Origin of the sequence: Salipiger marinus (assembly GCF_900100085.1) — a bacterium.
Classification (GTDB): Bacteria; Pseudomonadota; Alphaproteobacteria; order Rhodobacterales; family Rhodobacteraceae; genus Salipiger; species Salipiger marinus.
In genome coordinates, this window is the sequence record NZ_FNEJ01000003.1 from 197,213 (window position 1) to 216,826 (window position 19,614).

Here is a 19,614-nt window from a genome sequence, read left to right on the forward strand (position 1 = left end):
GCAACTCATCTGGATGATCAAAGAGCAGGATGCCGGGCTGCCGACGCCCGCCGCAAGCTGGCCCTGTGGCGATACGACTACACCAGATCAGGCCACACTCATCGCTGGGGAACCAAACCCCGGCAGAAGCGCGCCGGACGCTTGAGCAATCTGGGGGCTCCGCGTCCAGCGCGCTTGCCCAGAAGCCGACCACTATCAACCCCAAGGACTCTCGTTATGAACGAGGGATGACCGGGGGGGTAAGTCAGTGGCTTGGGCTAAGCCGAGCGTGATTGCACGCTGGGCAAGGGCGCAATGTGGAACATATCAAAAAACGCTCATAGCAATATAAGTTCACTACTCCGCAGTTGGGCTCTCGCGGACAAATTCTTCGCACTTCGCTTTCAGATCATAGATGACGCTTTGGGCCATACCTGCAAAGTCAGACATGGCTTCCACAGCCTTGACAGGTAAAGGGAAGTGATCGTCACAAAAAACCATGCTCCAGTAGACCATAAAGTTACCCCCGATAGTCGTTTCGCCCGTGTAGCGGAGGAGGGTTGCTTCATTCGCCACTCTGTCCCAGTTAAGGGCGGGGATTTCGGTTTGACCCGACACATTGATCAAACGTTTATATACGGCACAATCAACTGCTACATTTGCACCAAGCCCGACGGTATGGCGGTCATTAATCATCTGAGCGATGGCACGCCTAACATCATTGCCACCACTGTGCAGTGCAGACGTTGGATACGGTTCATGCTTGGCGAACACATCCCAAAGCTCCGGGTGTATCTTGCGGTTCTCAAGCAGTCGCTTCAAGTCAATTGGCGTCATGCTCCAAGGGAAATAGGCCATACTCTTGTGGACACCGGTTGTCAGGTCTCTCGCCGCGCGGGTTGCTTGGTCTAGACTTGCTTTAGCATTGACGAGAGCCTCGCTTGCGCGGCGGTTCAATTTGCTCGGAATTTTCGCCAACAGGCGTATTTTCAAACTTGTCCACTCAGGGTCAGCCTCAGGAACGGCAGTCAATTCCGCGACGCCATCTCGGGTGAAAAATGCATCACACTCTTGCGCGAATTCGGTAATCGCCTCGACTGCCCAGTCTAGACTGTCTTGCGCGGCGGAAAATCTCTCATCGATCAACGATTTCACTCTGCCCCCAAACTTCATGATGCTCTCCTCCAAGATATCAACAATGCAGGTGAGGCGAGTCCAGTCCTGTGTTACGATCAGCGACGACGAAATATCCTGCGGTGCATTTGAACTTCCGAACGCTAGTTAAGCGTATTCACCACGCGCCACTCCATATGCAGCTGTTTGAAACTTTACTCCCCGGAAGCTGTCACGCCGCGATCCGGAAGCTGGCGCACCGCTACACCCGGATCGCCGTCAATGGCGGCGCGGCGGTTGCGGGCACCGGCAGCGATCCGACCGTCAGCAGCGCCACAGTGCTGGGCGCCACCCCCGGCAGCGGGCTCTGGAGCGGCCACATCTCCGACCTGATGATCTGGGACATCGACCTGCTGGCCAGCGCCGCCGCAGCAGAGCGGGCACGCGTCGATGCCTTCTTCGCCTCGGCCTACGGGATCGGGTGAACTGAGGACGCGTAAAAGTGTGTGTGGGTAGTCCTGGACACGCCCACACACACTTGCGGTTTGTGCATGGCTTGATCTACAGAGACTTGGGTAAGTCTAAATTAACATATTGATAAATAATAACTTTGAACTGTCGAGTCGCTAAGTTCCAAGAAAACGCCCTTAATCGTCGAAGATGCGAGTTCCCTTCTGAAGTTGACGGCATTCAAGCTATTGAAAAAAAGACTTTGAACCATATTCGAAAAGGTTTGCATCAGTTCCACGTTCAAGGATCCTTGCTCGGCCAACCGATAGGCACCGAAGCCATAAAAATAAGGAGATACGCGGATAAAGCGGGTTTACGGTGGATGTAGAGGAACCAACATCGCGGTCCGCGTACCCCCTCAGTTCAAACGAGATGCAATGTGACTTCTGGGGCAGGTCAAGGCTCAACGGACGCCTTCTGCGGGGTAAAAGCCCTTATTTACAAGGCTCCGACGGCTTGCGACACCTGACGACAGGTAGCGACGGCTTTTCCAGCCTCAGGCCTCAGAGATCCCCATGTTTCTGTCCGGTTACACAAAGGAACCGAAAACGGCGAGGTTCGCTCGAACAGAGACGGAGCGCCGTTCAGAGCCGGGAATGGGCTTGGCGCGCGGTCTCAGAGGTTCGCATGGGGGAGGCAAAGCCCTTTGAAAACACGACTATTTCCGCGCCGCATGGGGCGCCTGTCCGTGTTCGCAACAGGGATGATGGCGGATGGGGTGGGATTCGAACCCACGGTACGGTTCCCCGCACGCTAGTTTTCAAGACTAGAGCCTTAAACCACTCGGCCACCCATCCGCTTCGCCTCTCGGCTGGCGTTGCGCTATAGCACATCCTGGCGCGGGGCCAAGGGCTTGGGCGGGGGTGGGGCAATCTCTGTCGCACAAAATGGCGCAAAAATCGGGCGGCAGGCGGGGCTGCGGGCGGGGCGGCCTTCTGTGGGGACGGAGCAGGCTGCGGAGCGTGCCTCAGGCCGCCTAGCAGACGCAAGGCAGACGGCTCTCCCGGCAGGCCGTTCCGGCGAAAGCCGTGGCGCTGCGGGCAGACGGGAAAATCCGCGCATGCGGAGTTTGCAGTCTTTTCTTGGGGCGGGCCAGCCGTTACTCTGCGCGCAAAAGCGGGCCCGGTCAGGGTGCGCAGAGGCAATCGGCACGGCGCGGATCAACGACGTCCAAAGACCGGCGCAGACCGGCGGTGCGATCCGGGCAAGGCCGCGAGGCCCCGTCCGGACGCGGTTCAGGCAGGGGGTGACACATGGTCGAAAGCAACGGAACCGCACGCGCAGGCCTGCGCGCAGGCACCTGTCTGGCACTGGCGCTGGCGCTGCTGGGCGGCTGCTCCGAAGGGCAGATGCCCGGCTTCCTGAAGGGCGGCGGATCCTCTGCCACCTCCGAGGGACCGCAGGTGCCGCGCATGGTGGAGCGCGACATCGAAGCCCCCGAGATCTTTCAGGCGACCGAAGCCGGGCTCTGGGACGGGCGTCCGTCGCTGGGCGGGGTCTGGGTGGCCCATCCCGACGTGACCGAGCCCGAGCGGGTCATCATCCGCAACGAAAGCAACGGTCAGTTTGTCATTGGCGCGCTGTTCCGCCGCGAACGCATGAGCCCCGGCCCCGCGCTGCAGGTGTCCTCGGATGCCGCCGCCGCCATCGGCATGCTGGCGGGCCAGCCGGTCGAGCTGAATGTCGTGGCGCTGCGCCGCGAGGAGACGGCGGAGGATCCCGCCACCCTGCCCGCCGCCGCTGGCCTTGGCGAGGGCGCCATGCCCGAAGCCCCCGACGTGACCGAGGCGCCGCTGGATCCGGCCCCTGCCGCCGCTGCCCCCGAGACCGCGCCGGAGGCTGCCGACCTTTCCGCACCGCCGCCCGTGGCCGCCCCCCCTGCCCCGCGTCCCGCCTCCGCGCTGGCGCGGCCCTATGTGCAGATCGGCATCTTCAGCGTCGAGCAGAACGCCGAAAACACCGCCGACTCCATGCGGCAGGCCGGCATGGTTCCCGAGGTGCGCCGTCAGGAAAGCTCGGGCAAGACCTTCTGGCGCGTGCTGGTCGGCCCCGCACAGACCCAGTCCGACCTTGACGCCGTGCTTGCCAAGATCAAGGAGGCGGGCTTTACCGACGCCTATGCCGTCACCAACTGACGCCCCCGCCGCAACCCGGGGCCAGACGCAGAGGAGCTGCCGCATGATCCGATCCCTTCGCCGCTGCCTGATGGGCGCCGCCGCGCTGGCCCTGATGGCAGGAACCGCGCAGGCCTTCGACACCAGCGCCCGCGCCGCATTCGTGCTGGATTATACCACCGGCACGGTGCTGCTGGCCAAGAACGCCGATGAAAGCCTGCCGCCCGCGTCGATGTCCAAGCTGATGACGCTCTATATGGCCTTCGAGGCGGTGCGCGATGGCCGCCTGAAGCTCGACGAGGAACTGCCAGTGTCGGAACACGCCATGTCCTATGGCGGCTCGACCATGTTTCTCAACACCACCGACCGGGTCCGGGTGGAGGATCTGCTGCGCGGCATCATCGTGCTGTCGGGCAATGACGCCTGTGCCGTGATCGCCGAGGCGCTGTCGCCCAACGGCACCGAGGCAGGGTTTGCCGATCTGATGACCCGCCGCGCGCAGCAGCTTGGCATGACCGGATCGCAGTTCGAAAACGCCTCTGGCTGGCCCGCCGACGGGCATGTGATGTCGGTGCGGGATCTGTCGCTGCTGGCGCGGCGCATCATCGAGGATTTCCCCGAATTCTATCCGATGTTCGCCGAACGCCGCTTCGAATTTGATGGCCGCGCGCCTTCCAACGTCAACAACCGCAACCCGCTGCTGGCGCTGGACATCGGCGCCGACGGGCTGAAGACCGGCCATACCGAAGAGGCGGGCTATGGTCTGGTGGGCTCTGCCCGTCAGGGCGAGCGCCGGGTGATCTTTGCCATTTCCGGGCTGGAGAGCGAACGCGCCCGCGCCGAGGAAAGCGAGGCCATCGTCAACTGGGCCTTCCGGCAGTTCGCCGAGCGCAAGCTGGTGGAACAGGGCAACGAGATCGCCCGCGCGCAGGTCTGGCTGGGCGACGAGGACAGCGTGGGGCTGGTGGCGCGCGAGGATGTGGATCTGCTGATCCCGGTGACGCCGGGCACCGAGCTTGGCGCCGAAGTGGTCTATACCGGACCGCTGCGCGCGCCCATCGCGGCGGGCCAGCAGCTGGCCGAGCTGATCATCCGCCCCGAAGGCCTGCCCGAACATCGCGTGCCGCTGTTTGCTGCCGAGGACGTGCCCTCGGGCGGGTTCCTGAAGCGCATGATGACCGTCAGCTCGGTGCTGGTGAACCGCCTGCAGGAGCCTGCCCCCGAGCCGGAGGCGATGTGACCGCCCCTGGGCTTTTTGTCAGCTTCGAGGGCATCGACGGGTCCGGCAAGTCGACGCAGGCGCGGCATCTGGCCGAAAGCCTGCGCGCCCGGGGCCGCGAGGTGGTGCTGACGCGCGAGCCCGGCGGCTCCCCGGGGGCGGAGGAGATCCGCGCGCTGGTGCTGCAGGGGGCGCCGGACCGCTGGTCGGCGGAAACCGAACTGCTGCTGTTCACCGCCGCGCGGCGCGACCATCTGGAACGCACGATCCGGCCTGCGCTGGCGTCGGGGCAGACGGTGATCTGCGACCGCTTCGCCGACAGCACCCGCATGTATCAGGGCCTGCGCCGCGAGGATCTGCGCGGCACGGTGGATGCGCTGCACCGGCTGATGATCGGGCTGGAGCCGGATCTGACCTTTCTCATCGACATGGATCCGCAGGCGGCGCTGACCCGCGCCAAGGCCCGCGCCACCGCCGAGGAACGGTTCGAGGATTTTGGCCTTGGCCTGCAGCAGCGGCTGCGTGCGGGCTTTCTGGCGCTGGCGCGGGAATTTCCGCAGCGCGTCGTGGTCATCGACGGCGCCCGCGCCCCCGAGGTGGTGGCCGCCGAGATCCGCGCCAGCCTTGACGCGCGGCACCCGGCATGAGCGCCGAGGATCAGCCCGAAGCCGACCGCGTCGACGGCGCGCCGCATCCGCGCGACACCGCGCGGGTCTATGGTCAGGCCCGCGCCGAGGCGGATTTTCTGGCCGCCTTCGCCTCGGGTCGGCTGCATCATGGCTGGCTGCTGAGCGGGCCGCGCGGCGTGGGCAAGGCCACGCTGGCATGGCGCATCGCCGCCTTTCTGCTGACGGCCCCGGATCCGGCCGAGGAGGACGGGCTGTTCGGCGCCCCGCCCCCGCCCGCCAGTCTGGACGTGGCGCCGGATCATCCGGTGATCCATCGCCTGCGCGCCCTGTCAGAGCCGCGCCTGCATCTGCTGCGGCGCGGCTGGGATGACAAGACCAAGCGGCTGCGCGGCGTCATCACCGTCGAAGAAGTGCGCGCGCTGAAGCGGTTCGTTACCCTCTCGGCCACCGATGGCGGGCGGCGCGTGGTCATCGTGGATGCCGCCGACGAGATGAACCCCAACGCCGCCAATGCCATCCTGAAGCTGCTGGAGGAACCGCCCGCCCGCACCACGCTGCTGATGGTCAGCCACCAGCCGTCGCGGCTGCTGCCCACCATCCGCTCGCGCTGCCGCGAATTGCGGCTGATGCCGCTCGATGCGGCAGAGATGACGCAGGCGCTGGCACAGGCCGGGGCCGAGGTCGCCCCGCAGGAGGCTGCGGCGCTGGCGGAGCTGTCCGCCGGGTCGGTGGGCGAGGCGCTGCGGCTGCTGGGGCAGGACGGGCTGAAGCTTTATGCCGATCTGGTGGCGCTCGCGGACAGCCTGCCCCGGCTTGACCGGCAGAAAGCCATGGCGCTTGGCGAGGCCACCGCCGGGCGCGGCAACGAGGCGCGGCTGGACCAGCTGCTGACCCTGACCGACCGGCTGATGGCGCGGCTGGCGCGCACCGGGGTCACCGGGGCCGGGCCGCAGGTGGAAGCCGCCCCGCGCGAGGCGGAGATCCTGCGCCGTCTGGCCCCCAGCGCCGCGGCGGGCCGGGCCTGGGCGCAGCTGGCGCAGGAGGCGGGCGAACGCGCCCGCCATGCCCGCGCCGTCAATGTCGATCCGGCGGCGCTGGTGCTGGATCTGCTGCTGCAGTGGCGCAAACCCGCCTGAGCCGGGCCCGTGGCGGCGGGGCAGGACGGGGGCTCTGCCCCCGCCCCCTGCGGGGGCTCCCCCGGGATATTTGGGGCCGCTGGAAGCGCCGGGCGCGGGACTGTGGTCAGACCACGCCGGTGTCGATCATCCGCCGCGCCAGCGTGGCATAGGCCTGCGCCATCGGACCCTCGCCAAGCGCCACCGGCGTGCCCGCATCCCCGGCCAGCCTTGTGTCCAGATCGATCGGCAGATCGGCCAGCACCGGCAGGCCGAGCCGCGAGGCTTCGGCGGCGACGCCGCCATGGCCGAAGATATGCGCCTCGTGCCCACAGTTCGGGCAGTGAAAGGTGCTCATGTTCTCGATCAGGCCCAGCACCGGCACCTTGAGCGTGGCGAAAGCATCGAGCGCCTTCTTGGCGTCGATCAGCGCCACGTCCTGCGGGGTCGAGACCACGATGGCGCCGGTCAGGTCGGATTTCTGGCCCAGCGACAGCTGCACGTCGCCGGTGCCCGGCGGCAGGTCGATCAGCAGCACGTCAAGCTCGCCCCATTCCACCTGCATCAGCATCTGCTGCAGCGCGCCCATCAGCATCGGGCCGCGCCAGACCACCGCCTTGTCCTCGGGGAGCATGAAGCCGATGGACATGAGCGTGACGCCATGCGCCGAGAGCGGGATGATCGTCTTGCCATCCGGGCTGGCCGGGCGGCGCGAGATGCCGAACATGCGCGGCTGCGACGGGCCGTGGATGTCGGCATCGAGCAGCCCCACCCGCTTGCCGGCCCGCGCCAGCGCCACGGCAAGGTTCGACGACACCGTGGACTTGCCGACGCCGCCCTTGCCCGAGCCGATGGCGATCAGGCGCTTGACCCCCGGCGGCGCCATGCGGCCCTCCTGCGGTTGCGCGTGGCCGCCGATCTTCAGCGACGGCGCCTTGGGCGCTGAATGGGCGGTGAGCGCCACCTTGACCGTGGCGACCCCGGGCAGCGCCGCCACGGCGCGTTCGGCGGCGGCGCGCATCGGCTCCATGACCCGGGCGATGTCGGGGCTCTGCGCTTCGATCACGAAGCGCACATGGCCGTCCTCGGTGGTGAGCGCACGAATCATGTCGCGCGAGATCAGCGTGCCGCCATCGGGCAGATCGAAGCCCGCAAGCACCTCTCTGATAGCGTCTGACAATTGTGTCATGGGTTCTTCCCTTCCTCTACTGCAGGGCTGACGTAGGGTCGCCCTGCGTGGCGCGCAATTCTCGTCCGTGTTCCGCCCAATCCTTACGCTTAACCGTTTGCTTCCGCTCGAAAGGATGCGTTTTTGTCCATGCATCCGCTGCATAGCGGCATTGCCCAGCAACGGGATTGTGCAACTGCAGCATATGCCCCATCTATGGCTCAACAGACAGCGCAGGACCACAACGGTCCGCAGACGAAAGACAAGACGATGGCATATGCAACCGAACACAGCACTCACGCACACGGCGCACTTGAAGGCCGGACCGCCGGTCTGGTCGCCCGCCTCCGCGACGCTCTGGCACGGCGCAAGCTCTATCGCCAGACCATCCGCGAACTTGGCGCCCTGAGCAACCGCGAACTGAGCGATCTGGGGCTGCACCGCTCCATGATCCGCCGGATCGCCTATCAGGCCGCCTACGAGGCGTAAGATTTCGAATACCCTCCGGCTCTCTCCTCCTCCCTGAGCCGGAGCGGTCCGGCGGCAGCCTCTCTCCTCCTCCCTGAGGCTGCCGCCGAAAACAGATACCGGGGCCGCAAGGCCTCAAGAGCTTCGGAGCCCCTCTCCTCCTCCCTAGGGCGTTCGATGCGCGGCGGTCTCTCTCCTCCTCCCTGAGACCGCCGCACCCTTATACCGGGGCCGCTAAGCCCCAAGAGTTTCGGAGCCCCTCTCCTCCTCCCTGGGGCGTTCGATACGCGGCGGTCTCTCTCCTCCTCCCTGAGACCGCCGCACCCTTATACCGGGGCCGCAAAGCCCCAAGAGTTTCGGAGCCCCTCTCCTCCTCCCTGGGGCGTTCGATACGCGGCGGTCTCTCTCCTCCTCCCTGAGACCGCCGCACCCTTATACCGGGGCCGCAAAGCCCCGCCGGATCGGAAGCCCACTCCTCCTCCTGAGGGTTTTCGTGATTGAACGGCGGCGCCTCTCCTCCTCCCGGGCGCCGCCGTTTTGCGTTTTTGGGCGGCTTTGCCGCAGCCGTTTCGGGACTCCGGGCGGCTTTGCCGCCCGGGCGGGGGGCGCTGCCCCCCTGACGGGCCTGCGGCCCGCCCCCCGGGATATTTCCGCCAAGAAGAACACAGCCGCGTCGCGGGGTTTTGCGCCTGCGGCGCTTTTCCTTTGCCGGGGCATTCGCTAGAGGAACAGGGACCGCAACAGGACAGGCATGGGGAACGCTGCCATGGCGATGGAAAAGACCTTCAACGCGGCCGAGGCCGAGGCGCGGATCGCGGCGGAATGGGAGGCGCAGGGCGCCTTCGCGGCGGGGGCCAATGCCTCGCGCGCCGAAAGCTTCTGCGTGATGATCCCGCCGCCCAACGTGACGGGCTCGCTGCATATGGGCCATGCCTTCAACAACACGCTGCAGGACATCCTTGTGCGCTGGCACCGGATGCGCGGCTTTGACACGCTGTGGCAGCCTGGACAGGACCATGCCGGCATCGCCACGCAGATGGTGGTGGAACGGGAACTGGCCCGCGCCGGGGAGCCGACCCGGCAGGAGATGGGCCGCGAGGCGTTTCTGGCCAAGGTCTGGGAGTGGAAGGCGCAGTCGGGCGGCACCATCATCGACCAGCTGAAGCGGCTTGGCGCTTCCTGCGACTGGTCGCGCAATGCCTTCACCATGTCCGGCGCCGAGGGCGCGCCCGAGGGCGAAGAGGGCAATTTCCACGATGCGGTGATCAAGGTCTTTGTCGACATGTATGACAAGGGGCTGATCTATCGCGGCAAGCGGCTGGTGAACTGGGATCCGCATTTCGAGACGGCGATTTCCGATCTGGAGGTCGAGAATGCCGAAGTGCCGGGCCATATGTGGCATTTCAAATACCCGCTGGCGGGCGGCGAGACCTATACTTATGTCGAGAAGGACGAGGAAGGCCGCGTCATCCTGTCCGAGGAGCGCGATTACATCTCCATCGCCACCACCCGCCCCGAAACCATGCTGGGCGATGGCGCGGTGGCGGTGCATCCGTCTGACCCGCGCTATGCGCCCATCGTCGGCAAGTTCTGCGAGATCCCGGTGGGGCCCAAGGAGCACCGCCGTCTGATCCCGATCATCACCGACGAGCATCCCGATCCGGCCTTCGGCTCGGGTGCGGTGAAGATCACCGGCGCGCATGATTTCAACGACTATGGCGTGGCGAAACGCGCAGGCATCCCCTGCTACCGGCTGATGGACACCCGGGCGCGGATGCGCAGCGACGGCGTGCCCCATGCCGAGGCCGCCGCCGTGGCGCAGGAGGCCGCACAGGGCACCCGCGTGCTGGGCGAGCTGGAAACCGACGCGCTGAACCTTGTGCCCGACCATCTGCGCGGGCTTGACCGGATGGCCGCGCGCGAGGCGGTGGTGGCCGAGATCACCGCCGAAGGGCTGGCGGTGATGACCCGCGCCGACGATCCCCGTCTGGGGCGCGACGCGCTGAAGCCGGGGGCCGAGGGCGCCGAGGACGAGGTGCCGCTGGTCGAGGCCAAGCCGATCATGCAGCCCTTTGGCGACCGGTCCAAGGTCGTCATCGAGCCGATGCTGACCGACCAGTGGTTCGTGGACACCGCGCGCATCGTCGGGCCCGCGCTGGATGCGGTGCGCGAGGGCCGTGTGCGGATCCTGCCCGAAAGCGGCGAAAAGACCTATTACCACTGGCTGGAGAATATCGAGCCTTGGTGCATCAGCCGCCAGCTGTGGTGGGGCCATCAGATCCCGGTGTGGTACGGGCTCAACCTTGATGCCGGGCAGTTCACCGATGACGAGGGTGATGCGGCGCTGGACGAGGTGGAGCTGCTGCGGCTGCTGACCGAAGGCTTTGTGCTGCGCGGCGCGCGGCATCACTGCGCGGCGGATTTCGACGGCGTGCGCGGCCAGTTCGGCGATGTGCTGGCGGGCCTGCCCGCTCCGCTGCACGCGATGCGGGTCGTCGAGGTGGCAAGCCGCGCCGAGGCCGAAGAGGCGCTGGCGGCGAGCCTTGCCGAGTATAACCTTTCTCAGGATCCGACGCGGCTGGTCTATCCGGTCTGGCGCGATCCCGACGTGCTTGACACGTGGTTCAGCTCCGGGCTCTGGCCGATCGGCACGCTGGGCTGGCCCGACCAGACAGCGGAGCTGCAGAAATACTTCCCCACCTCGGTGCTGGTCACCGGGCAGGACATCCTGTTCTTCTGGGTGGCGCGGATGATGATGATGCAGCTTGCCGTGGTGGGCGAGGTGCCGTTCCGCGACGTCTATCTGCATGGGCTCGTGCGCGACGCCAAGGGCAAGAAGATGTCCAAATCGCTGGGCAATGTCGTCGATCCGCTGGAGATCATCGACGAATACGGCGCCGACGCGCTGCGGTTCACCAATGCCGCCATGGCCTCCATGGGCGGGGTGCTGAAGCTCGACATGCAGCGCATCGCGGGCTACCGCAATTTTGGCACCAAGCTGTGGAATGCCTGCCGCTTTGCCGAAATGAACGGCGCGGTGGGTCTGGGCGGCGCGCGGCCCGTGCCGCAGGCCACGGTCAACCGCTGGATCATCGGGGAGACCGCGCAGGTGCGCGAGGCGGTGGATGCGGCGCTGGCCGACTACCGCTTCAACGACGCGGCGAGCGCGCTTTACGCCTTTGTCTGGGGCAAGGTCTGCGACTGGTATGTGGAATTTGCCAAGCCCCTGCTCGGCTCTGACGAGCCGGGCGTGGCGGATGAAACCCGCGCCACCATGTCCTGGGTCATCGACCAGTGCCTGCTGCTGCTGCACCCGTTCATGCCCTTCATCACCGAGGATCTGTGGGGCTCGCTGGGCAGCCGCGCCAAGATGCTGGTGCATGGCGACTGGCCGGAGTACTCCGCCGCCGATCTGGTCGACCCCGAGGCCGAGGCCGAACTGCGCTGGGTCATCGCGGTGATCGAGGGCGTGCGGTCGGCCCGCGCGCAGATGCATGTGCCCGCCGGGCTGCATGTGCCGATGCTGGCCACGCAGATCGACGCGGGCGGTCGCACCGCATGGGCCCGCAACGAAGCGCTGATCCTGCGGCTGGCGCGCATCGAAGGTCTGAGCGAGGTGGAAAGCTTCCCCAAGGGCACCGTGACGGTGCCGGTGGGCGGCGCCACCTTTGGCCTGCCGCTGGCCGGGATCATCGACGTGGCCGGTGAAAAGGCGCGGCTGGAAAAGGCGCTGCAGAAGCTGGCCAAGGAACTGGGCGGCCTGCGTGGACGGCTCAACAACCCGGCCTTCGCCGACAGTGCCCCCGAAGAGGTGGTGGCCGAGACCCGCGACAACCTTGCCGCCCGCGAAGACGAAGAGGCCAAGCTGCGCGAGGCGCTGGCCCGTCTTGCCGAAATCGGCTGAAGCTCTGCTCCCCTGCCCGGCTTCGGGCGGGGGATCCCTCAGAACGTGTGATCGAAGCTTACCGCGCAGTCGGTGGAGCGGAATTCATACAGCGCCACGTTGGAGTCGTTCTGCGTGATCTCGCAGGACAGTTCCGGCACCAGATCGCCGATCCGCAGATGCGGCGACCGGACCGACAGGCCAATGCTGCGGGACCGGTCTGCGCGCGGCTCTGCCAGTGCCGGAAAATCGCCCGCATACTGGCGCTGCTGCAGCCCGGCATTCACCCCCACCACCCCGAAGGATCCCAGCGCGCGGCGCAGTTCTGCGCTCAGCACCGTCTCGCGGTAGCGCAGGCGCGTGATCTGCGGCAGCGACTGGCTCAGCCCGAAGCTGAGGCTGTAGCCGGTGCGGGGGTCGATTTCGCCCTGATAGGCCACGACCGCGCTGCGGAACGGGCCGTCCAGCTGATCCAGCCGGTCATAATCGCGCTGTTCCAGCGTCAGCGCCCCTGACAGCGTGCTGGCCGGGGTCAGGTCATGGTCATGGATCAGCCGCAGCCCGAACCGCGTCGAGTCCGGGCCATCCTCTGCCGAGATGTCATAAGCAATCCGCCGCAGATAGGGGATGATCCGGGTCTGGCGGCCCAGCCCGCGCTGGCTCCATGTCAGGCTCAGCGTGCCGTCGAGATGGTTCAGCCGGTCGGCGGGATAGTGATGGCGGCTGATCTCCAGCCCGTAGCTCAGCACGGCGCCCGAGTGCAGCAGACGGTCATAACTGGCCCGCCCGCCCAGCCGGAAGCCCACGCCGCTGTCTTCCACGCCGCCATCGATGATCAGGAACTGCCCGAACGGCGTGTCGAAGATCTGGTTGGAGGAGGTCTTGTTGATATTGGTCGAAGGCAGGATCGCCAGATCGACGCCAAAGCGCCACGGTCGCGCCCGCAGCACGGTGCCATAGGCGGCCTTGAGTTCGTCCAGCTCCTCGGCGCTCTGGCTGCTGCGCATCAGGATCAGAAGCTGGCGCTTGGCCGGATCGTGATCGCCGGACTGATAGGAGGCCTGCGCATAGCGAAAGCGCGCCAGACGGTTGTCGGGTTCCCGCATCAGAATCTGTGCGGCCTGAGCCCGGATCTGCGCGAGACGCGGGTCAGGAACCGGATCGGCCCGCAGGGACAGCGGCAGGAGGCAGGCCAGCAGAAGGGCGGCCAACAGAGGGAAGAAGGGGGTCTTGAGCATGGGACTGATCCGGCTGGCCCGGCCCGAAAGGGCCGGACCGGTGGTCATCGTCTCACTCGGACAGAAGCAGCAAGCCGATAGCCTCTGATGTGGCGGTCGCGCCCGTGCCGGAGGTCAGCACCGCGGTGCCCTCCTGCGCGCCAAGAGCCACCAGCCGGCCGTTCATCTGGCCGAAGCGGCCAGCCCCGTCCATGTCGATATCGGCGCTGACCGCGCCCATGGCAATGTCGTCACCGGTCAGCGTGCCGGTGGCGGAATAGGTGAATTCCGTATCGCTGATGCGCCCGGCAATATCGAGCGAGCCGCCCAGCGACTGAACCGAAGTGCTGACGCAGCCGCGCGTGCCGCTCTCGCAGGCGGCGTTGGTTGCATATTCGGTGAAGTTATCGGCGCGGCCCGCCAGACGCCCCGTGGTGAAATTGGCGGTGGCGGTGGCATCCCCGACAAAGGTCGCCTCTGGCGCCCGCTCCATCGCGGCCAGCATCTGGCCGCTCATCCGGGCACGGTCCGGATGAGCTACCCCCTGAAAATCGGACAGTGACGGAAGCTACGATCTGACGTCTGCTGGTCTCCAAGAACGAGGAGATCAGGACATGAGGAAACGCAGGAACCATGACGCGGGCTTTAAGGCTCGTGTGGCGCTGGAAGCCGTGAAGGGCGAGCGCACGGTGTCGGAACTGGCCGCCGAATACGGCGTGCATCCGACGATGATCCATCAGTGGAAGAAGGCGCTGCTTGAGGGGGCGTCGGACATCTTCGAGCGCGGCGGCAGAACGCAGGCAACCGAGGTCGATGAGGAGACGGTCCGGTCCTTGCACGCGAAGATCGGGGAACTGGCCGTCGCCAACGATTTTTTGTCGCGAAAGCTCAAGCCCTGGACCGGGAAGTGAGGTGCAAGATGATCGAACGCGACCATCCTGCCCTGTCGGTGGGCGCGCAGTGCCGCCTGCTGTCGATCTCGCGATCCTCGTTCTACTACGCGCCGAAGGGCGAGACCGAGATGAACCTCGCCCTCATGCTGATGATCGACAAGCAGTTTCTGGAGACGCCCTTTTACGGCGTGCGGCAGATGACGTGGCACTTGCAGAACGAGGGCCATGTCGTGAACCAGAAGCGCATCCGGCGGCTGATGCGGCTCATGCGCCTGATGCCGATCTACCAGAAACCCGACACCAGCAAGCCCGCCAAGGGGCACAAAACCTATCCCTACCTGCTGGGCGGGCTGCGGGTTGATCGACCCAACCAGGTCTGGTGCGCTGACATCACCTACCTGCCGATGCGCCGCGGCTTTCTCTATCTGGTCGCCGTCATGGACTGGTCCACCCGCAAGGTTCTGGCGTGGCGGATATCGAACACGCTGGAGGCCGACTTCTGCGTCGAGGCGCTGAACGAAGCCGTCCACCGCTTCGGCCCGCCCCAGATCATGAACACGGATCAGGGTAGCCAGTTCACGTCCTTCGCCTGGACTGACCGGCTGAAACGGCTCGGCACCCGGATCTCAATGGACGGCAAGGGGCGCTGCCTCGACAACATCTTCATCGAGCGGCTCTGGCGATCCCTGAAATATGAATGCGTCTACCTGCACGCCTGGGAAACCGGATCGCAGGCCAAAGCCGGAATCGGCCGCTGGATCACCTTCTACAACCACCATCGCCCACACACTGCCCATGGCGGACAGCCGCCCGCCGTGGTCTACTTCAACCACATTGAAACCGATCAGCAGGTGCAGGCAGTAGCTTAACTCAGCCGGAAATCTGTCCAAGGATCGGGGAGTAGCTCAGGAAGCTGGTCGGCGGAAATGGCGCGGATGTTGCGGCCATTGGGCCCTGCCTCATCAACAAAATCCATCGCCGCGTCGAAATTCGACTCCGTGGTCACCGGCGAGCCGGAGGAGCCCGAAGAGCCCGAAGAGCCCGAGCAGGCCGCAAGAAGACCGGTCGCCAGCAGTGCCGCCGCGAGAGAGAAGGTTTTCATCATTTTATCCAGATTGGTCGTGTCGCAGGGGAAATGTTCAGACTTATGATGTTGCACAAAGAATTGGGCCTGTCTTGCTAAAATGACGCTTAAGCGCGCCAGAAACTGACGGTGAACAAAACGTATACAGCCATGATCTCCAGCCGACCGACGAGCATGACAAAGGCGAGGATCCATTTGGCCGCGTCATTCAGCCCGGCGAAATTGCCTGCAGGCCCGATCTGGTCGCCAAGCCCCGGTCCCACATTGGCCAGCGCCGTGGCCGCGCCCGACACAGAGGTGATGAAATCCAGCCCTGTCAGCCCCAGCGCCACCGACGCAACCCCCAGCGTCACCACAAAAAACACGAAATAGGCCAGAACCGAGGCCAGCACATCCTCGGCCACGGGGCGGCCTTCGAACCGCGGGGTAAAGACGCCATGCGGCGCGCGGATACGTTTCAGCTGCACCCGGATCGAGGCAAAGAGCAGCTGATATCGGAAGATCTTGACCGAACAGGCGGTGGATCCGGCACAGCCCCCGATCAGCCCGATAAAGAAGAACATCGTGACCAGAAACGACCCCCACCCCATGTAATCCACGCTGGCATAGCCGGTGCCGGAAATGATCGAGGTGATGTTGAACAGCGCCTCGCGCACGGCCTGTTCGGGATGATGCGGAAAGACGGAAATCAGCGTGACCCATGCCACCAGCACCAGTGCCAGAATGGTGCCCAGAAAGGCCCGGACCTGACTGTCCCGCCAGATCGCGCGGTGATTGCCGCCCATCATCTGGACGTAACGGACAAAGGGCAGCGCCGCCATCACCATAAAAACCGAAGCAACATATTCGGCAGGCCCGGCAAAGGCCGCAAAAGACGCGTCGTAATTGGCAAAGCCGCCGGTGGAGATTGTGGTCAGCGCATGCACCGTCGCGTCAAAGGCGTTCATGCCGCAAAGCAGATAGGCCACCGTGCAGGCCAGCGTCAGCCCCACATAGATCGTCGAGATCGACGAGGCGATCTGCGTGGCGCGGGGCAGGATCTTTCCCATCGTCTCGAACGCTTCGGAGCGGAATATCTGCATCCCCCCCACCCGCAATTCGGGCAGAAAGACCATGGCCACGACAATGATCCCGACCCCGCCCAGCCATTGCAGCAGGCCGCGCCACAGCAGCAGCCCCTTCGGCAGCGAGTCGAGCCCGACAAACACCGTGGATCCGGTGGTGGTCATGCCCGAGATCGCCTCGAAAAACGCATCGACGAAACGCGCCTCGGTCGCCCCCAGCATGAAGGGAATGCCCCCGAAGGCGGGCAGCACCACCCAGGCGCCGGTGGTCAGCAGAAAGGTCTGCTGCAGGGTCAGCCCGTCCTTCACGCCATTGGCGCAGGCCAGCGACACCAGCCCGCCGGCCAGCGTGGTCACAAGGGCGGATTGCAGGAAGACATGCCACTGGCCGCGCCCCTCCACGATGTCCACCAGCATGGGCAGGATCATGCAGGCGCCAAGCGCCAGCAGCAGAAGGCCAAGGACATAGGCGACGGGGCGGATGTCGAACATGCGCGAGGCTTGGCTTGGCGCCGACGTGCTGTCAAGCACCGCCATGGGCTGCCCCGAAAGCGCCCCCCCACCCTGCGGCGAGGGGGCCACGCGTGCACTGCGGCGGGTCAGCCGCGGTGGATCAGCGAGGGCAGCAGCATCGGGTCGAGGCTGGTTGCCGCAAAGGTCGGGCCTTCGGTCAGCACCGCCACCGCATCATGCGAATGCAGGCTTTCCTGATGGCTGGCCAGCACGCGGAAATCGCCGATGCGCGGGTCGTTCAGCAGCGCCTCCGCGTAAAGCCGGGCCGCGTCCTCGACAAAGATCGGGTTGGCGGCGTTCAGCTCTGCAAAGGCCTGTTCGTCTTCGCGCTTGACCATGACCTGCGTTTCCGTGGGCACGGCAGAGCGGCAGATCTCCACCAGATCCTCGAACCACAGGATGTCCTGACCGGGGCGCAGTTCCACCGACAGCCGCGCCACGGACCGCTGCGAATGCGGGGTGGCCAGCTGGTTGCGGGTGCGGCGGGCATGTTCGGACAGTTCCAGCGAGCAGGGGCAGGTGGAGCTGTAGACATAGTCCAGATGCACGATGCGGCGGCGCACGCCGTTCAGTTCCACCAGTTCCAGCGCGATGTCGTAATACTGATAGCCCTTCAGCCCCGAGCGCAGGCTGGGCACCTGCATCGGGAAGGAAAAGCGCATCTGAATCCGGGCATCAAAGCTTTCAAGGTCGGATTTGTAATCGTCCAGCGCCGCTTCGATCACCTCGAAGCTGAAAGTCTTTTCGGAATGCTCGTAAAAGCTGCGCATGATGCGGGACATGTTGATGCCCTTCTTGTCGGCATCAAGGCTGACGGTGCCGGTGACCGACGTCTCCAGCATCAGCTCTCCTTCGCCGCGCATCCGGTAACGGATGGGCAGGCGGAAGTTCGAGATCCCGACATGCTGGATCATGCGGTTGGCGCCCCGGATCAGCGAGGACGGACCGTTCTGCAGATCCGGCAGCGTGTCGCGATAGGCTTCATCCACCCCGAAATCGCGCGGGTAATCCCGCGACAGATCGGGATAGGGCAGCGCGCCGGGCACGAGCCCCAGCAGCGCGGGGTCAAGCGCCTCGATTTCGGCGTCTTGGGCTTTTCCGGTCCATTGGCGCAACAGAGCCAGTGCGGTTTCCGCTTCCTCTAGACTAGGCTTGCGGTCAATTTCAGGCGTGTGCACGTTCATTTTCCCGGCCCTCCCAGGCGTGGTTCCCGTCAAACAACATAGGATTTCCGCACAGGATTCCTACAGTTCCACAACTTCTTACGCATAGGGGAGGCATACGGATCAGTTGTGGCGTTTCTTTGCTTGCCCCTTTGTGAAAAGCGATGTTCCGCTTGTTTACTCAAAGGCAGGCAAAGTTCCGGATACCGGTGCCACAACTGCAAGGATAGTCCTTTTTGCATACTCCCCCGCAAGTATTGCAGGGGAGATACACAGAGATCATGTCATTTCGACGGCAGCGGCTCAGATGCTGTCGAGCGCCTGCAGCAGGTCGGCCACCAGATCCTCCGGATCCTCGATCCCGACCGACAGCCGGATCAGCCCGTCGCTGATGCCAAGCCCCGCCCGCTGTTCCGGGCTCAGACGCTGGTGGGTGGTGGTCGCGGGATGGGTAGCGATGGATTTGGCATCGCCAAGGTTGTTGGAAATCAGCACGATCTCCAGCGCGTTGCAGAAGCGGAACGCTGCCTCCTTGCCGCCTTTCAGGTCAAAGGCCACCATGGTGCCCCCTGCCCCGCCCAGCTGACGCTTCACCAGCGCGTGCTGCGGATGGCTTTCCAGCCCCGGATAGCGCACCGCGCCAACGGCGGCATGGCCCGACAGCGCCGCCGCGATCGCCCCCGCCGAGGCGGTCTGCGCCCGCACCCGCAGGTCGATGGTTTCCAGCCCCTTGAGCATCACCCATGCGGTAAAGGGGCTCATCGCGGCGCCGGTATGTTTCAGATAGGGTTCGACCCGCTTGCGGATCAGATCCCGCGTGCCAAGAATCACGCCACCCAGCGTGCGGCCCTGCCCGTCGATATGCTTGGTTGCGGAATAGACCACCAGATCGGCGCCCTGTTCGATGGCGCGGCTGTAGACGGGGGTGGAAAACACGTTGTCCACCACCACCAGCGCCCCCACGGCATGGGCGAGCTTCGCCACACCTTCGATGTCCACCAGATCCAGCGTCGGGTTGGCCATGCTTTCAAAGAACACCAGCGTGGCGCCGGGCTGCAGCGCCTGCTCCCATGCCGCAAGATCGGTGCCGTCGACAAACACCACATCCACGCCGAAGCGCGGCAGGATTTCTTCAAGGATATACAGACAGGATCCGAACAGCTGCTTGGCCGCCACCACCCGGTCGCCCGCCTTCAGCAGCGCGGTCAGCGAGGCCGATACCGCCGCCATGCCGGAGGCGGTGGCAAAGGCATCTTCTGCCCCCTCAAGCAGCGCCATACGCTCCTCGAACATGGCCACGGTCGGGTTGCCATACCGTGCATAGATGAATTCATCCGGCCCCGCCTTCACGAAGCGTGCCTCGGCCTGTTCGGCGCTGTCATAGGCAAAGCCCTGCGTGAGGAAAATCGCCTCGCTCAGCTCGCCCCACTGGCTGCGCTTCGTGCCGCCATGCACCAATGCGGTGCGCCGTCCCATGGTCCC

General features: G+C 65.3%; 16 protein-coding genes, 1 tRNA gene and 1 pseudogene. 9 read left to right on the forward strand and 9 right to left on the reverse strand.

Annotated elements, in window-relative coordinates; all coding sequences use genetic code 11:
- Nucleotides 1-42: 42 nt before the first annotated feature.
- Nucleotides 43-272, forward strand: a pseudogene (locus BLR51_RS28115) (integrase core domain-containing protein); the annotation flags it as partial.
- A 64-nt stretch (nucleotides 273-336) separates the two neighbouring features.
- On the opposite strand, the gene BLR51_RS04615 reads toward BLR51_RS28115, so the two are convergent.
- Entirely contained in the window at nucleotides 337-1,152 is an 816-nt protein-coding gene (locus BLR51_RS04615; RefSeq protein WP_131821786.1) for a hypothetical protein, read from the reverse strand.
- A 137-nt stretch (nucleotides 1,153-1,289) separates the two neighbouring features.
- Here BLR51_RS04615 and BLR51_RS04620 point away from each other — a divergent pair, with 137 nt between their 5' ends.
- Nucleotides 1,290-1,577, forward strand: coding sequence for a hypothetical protein (locus tag BLR51_RS04620; protein WP_089844422.1), 288 nt, complete (start codon nucleotides 1,290-1,292; stop codon nucleotides 1,575-1,577).
- A gap of 732 nt (nucleotides 1,578-2,309) precedes the next feature.
- Here the strand turns inward: BLR51_RS04620 and BLR51_RS04625 are convergent.
- Nucleotides 2,310-2,399, reverse strand: a tRNA-Ser gene (locus tag BLR51_RS04625).
- A gap of 456 nt (nucleotides 2,400-2,855) precedes the next feature.
- Here BLR51_RS04625 and BLR51_RS04630 point away from each other — a divergent pair.
- From BLR51_RS04630 to BLR51_RS04645, 4 genes are read left to right on the forward strand one after another with little or no spacing between them, the layout of a single operon-like run.
- Nucleotides 2,856-3,737, forward strand: coding sequence for an SPOR domain-containing protein (locus BLR51_RS04630; RefSeq protein ID WP_089844424.1), 882 nt, complete (start codon nucleotides 2,856-2,858; stop codon nucleotides 3,735-3,737).
- A 43-nt stretch (nucleotides 3,738-3,780) separates the two neighbouring features.
- Nucleotides 3,781-4,956: a D-alanyl-D-alanine carboxypeptidase family protein gene (locus tag BLR51_RS04635; RefSeq protein ID WP_089844426.1), complete on the forward strand. Its 1,176-nt coding sequence runs from the start codon at nucleotides 3,781-3,783 to the stop codon at nucleotides 4,954-4,956.
- Complete coding sequence (gene tmk / locus BLR51_RS04640; protein ID WP_089844428.1) at nucleotides 4,953-5,582, forward strand: dTMP kinase; 630 nt, start codon at nucleotides 4,953-4,955, stop codon at nucleotides 5,580-5,582. Before BLR51_RS04635 ends, tmk begins: the two co-directional genes overlap by 4 nt.
- On the forward strand, nucleotides 5,579-6,700 hold the full coding sequence (locus tag BLR51_RS04645; protein ID WP_089844430.1) for a DNA polymerase III subunit delta': 1,122 nt from the start codon (nucleotides 5,579-5,581) through the stop codon (nucleotides 6,698-6,700). The genes tmk and BLR51_RS04645 overlap by 4 nt, the downstream gene beginning before the upstream one ends.
- A gap of 106 nt (nucleotides 6,701-6,806) precedes the next feature.
- On the opposite strand, the gene BLR51_RS04650 is transcribed toward BLR51_RS04645, so the two are convergent.
- Nucleotides 6,807-7,868 (reverse strand): Mrp/NBP35 family ATP-binding protein, encoded by a 1,062-nt coding sequence (locus BLR51_RS04650; protein ID WP_089844432.1) that lies wholly within the window; start codon nucleotides 7,866-7,868, stop codon nucleotides 6,807-6,809.
- A 249-nt stretch (nucleotides 7,869-8,117) separates the two neighbouring features.
- On the opposite strand from BLR51_RS04650, the gene BLR51_RS04655 reads away from it, so the two are divergent.
- Complete coding sequence (locus BLR51_RS04655) at nucleotides 8,118-8,336, forward strand: DUF1127 domain-containing protein (RefSeq protein ID WP_089844434.1); 219 nt, start codon at nucleotides 8,118-8,120, stop codon at nucleotides 8,334-8,336.
- Between the two features lie 745 nt (nucleotides 8,337-9,081).
- On the forward strand, nucleotides 9,082-12,219 hold the full coding sequence (locus tag BLR51_RS04660) for a valine--tRNA ligase (protein ID WP_089844672.1): 3,138 nt from the start codon (nucleotides 9,082-9,084) through the stop codon (nucleotides 12,217-12,219).
- 38 nt (nucleotides 12,220-12,257) lie between these two features.
- Here the strand turns inward: BLR51_RS04660 and BLR51_RS04665 are convergent, their stop codons facing one another.
- Nucleotides 12,258-13,436, reverse strand: coding sequence for a porin family protein (locus BLR51_RS04665; protein ID WP_110506200.1), 1,179 nt, complete (start codon nucleotides 13,434-13,436; stop codon nucleotides 12,258-12,260).
- 52 nt (nucleotides 13,437-13,488) lie between these two features.
- Nucleotides 13,489-13,932, reverse strand: coding sequence for a hypothetical protein (locus BLR51_RS04670; protein WP_089844439.1), 444 nt, complete (start codon nucleotides 13,930-13,932; stop codon nucleotides 13,489-13,491).
- 97 nt (nucleotides 13,933-14,029) lie between these two features.
- Here BLR51_RS04670 and BLR51_RS04675 point away from each other — a divergent pair.
- Nucleotides 14,030-15,177 (forward strand): IS3 family transposase gene (locus BLR51_RS04675; RefSeq protein ID WP_375342675.1). Its coding sequence is split into 2 segments (ribosomal slippage): nucleotides 14,030-14,318 and nucleotides 14,318-15,177, totalling 1,149 coding nucleotides; the frame shifts between segments, so codons are not numbered across the junction.
- On the opposite strand, the gene BLR51_RS27665 is transcribed toward BLR51_RS04675, so the two are convergent.
- The 4 genes from BLR51_RS27665 to metZ all read right to left on the reverse strand — a co-directional run bounded on the left by BLR51_RS27665 (nucleotide 15,174) and on the right by metZ (nucleotide 19,608).
- Nucleotides 15,174-15,410 (reverse strand): hypothetical protein, encoded by a 237-nt coding sequence (locus BLR51_RS27665; protein ID WP_165616727.1) that lies wholly within the window; start codon nucleotides 15,408-15,410, stop codon nucleotides 15,174-15,176. The genes BLR51_RS04675 and BLR51_RS27665 overlap by 4 nt on opposite strands.
- Before the next feature lie 89 nt (nucleotides 15,411-15,499).
- Nucleotides 15,500-16,948 carry a TrkH family potassium uptake protein gene (locus BLR51_RS04685; protein ID WP_089844674.1) on the reverse strand — a complete coding sequence of 483 codons (1,449 nt, stop codon included), beginning with the start codon at nucleotides 16,946-16,948 and terminating at the stop codon, nucleotides 15,500-15,502.
- 107 nt (nucleotides 16,949-17,055) lie between these two features.
- Complete coding sequence (gene folE2 / locus BLR51_RS04690) at nucleotides 17,056-18,153, reverse strand: GTP cyclohydrolase FolE2 (protein ID WP_089844443.1); 1,098 nt, start codon at nucleotides 18,151-18,153, stop codon at nucleotides 17,056-17,058.
- A 282-nt stretch (nucleotides 18,154-18,435) separates the two neighbouring features.
- Nucleotides 18,436-19,608, reverse strand: a complete 1,173-nt coding sequence (gene metZ / locus BLR51_RS04695) for an O-succinylhomoserine sulfhydrylase (RefSeq protein ID WP_089844676.1) — start codon at nucleotides 19,606-19,608, stop codon at nucleotides 18,436-18,438.
- Between the last annotated feature and the right edge of the window lie 6 nt (nucleotides 19,609-19,614).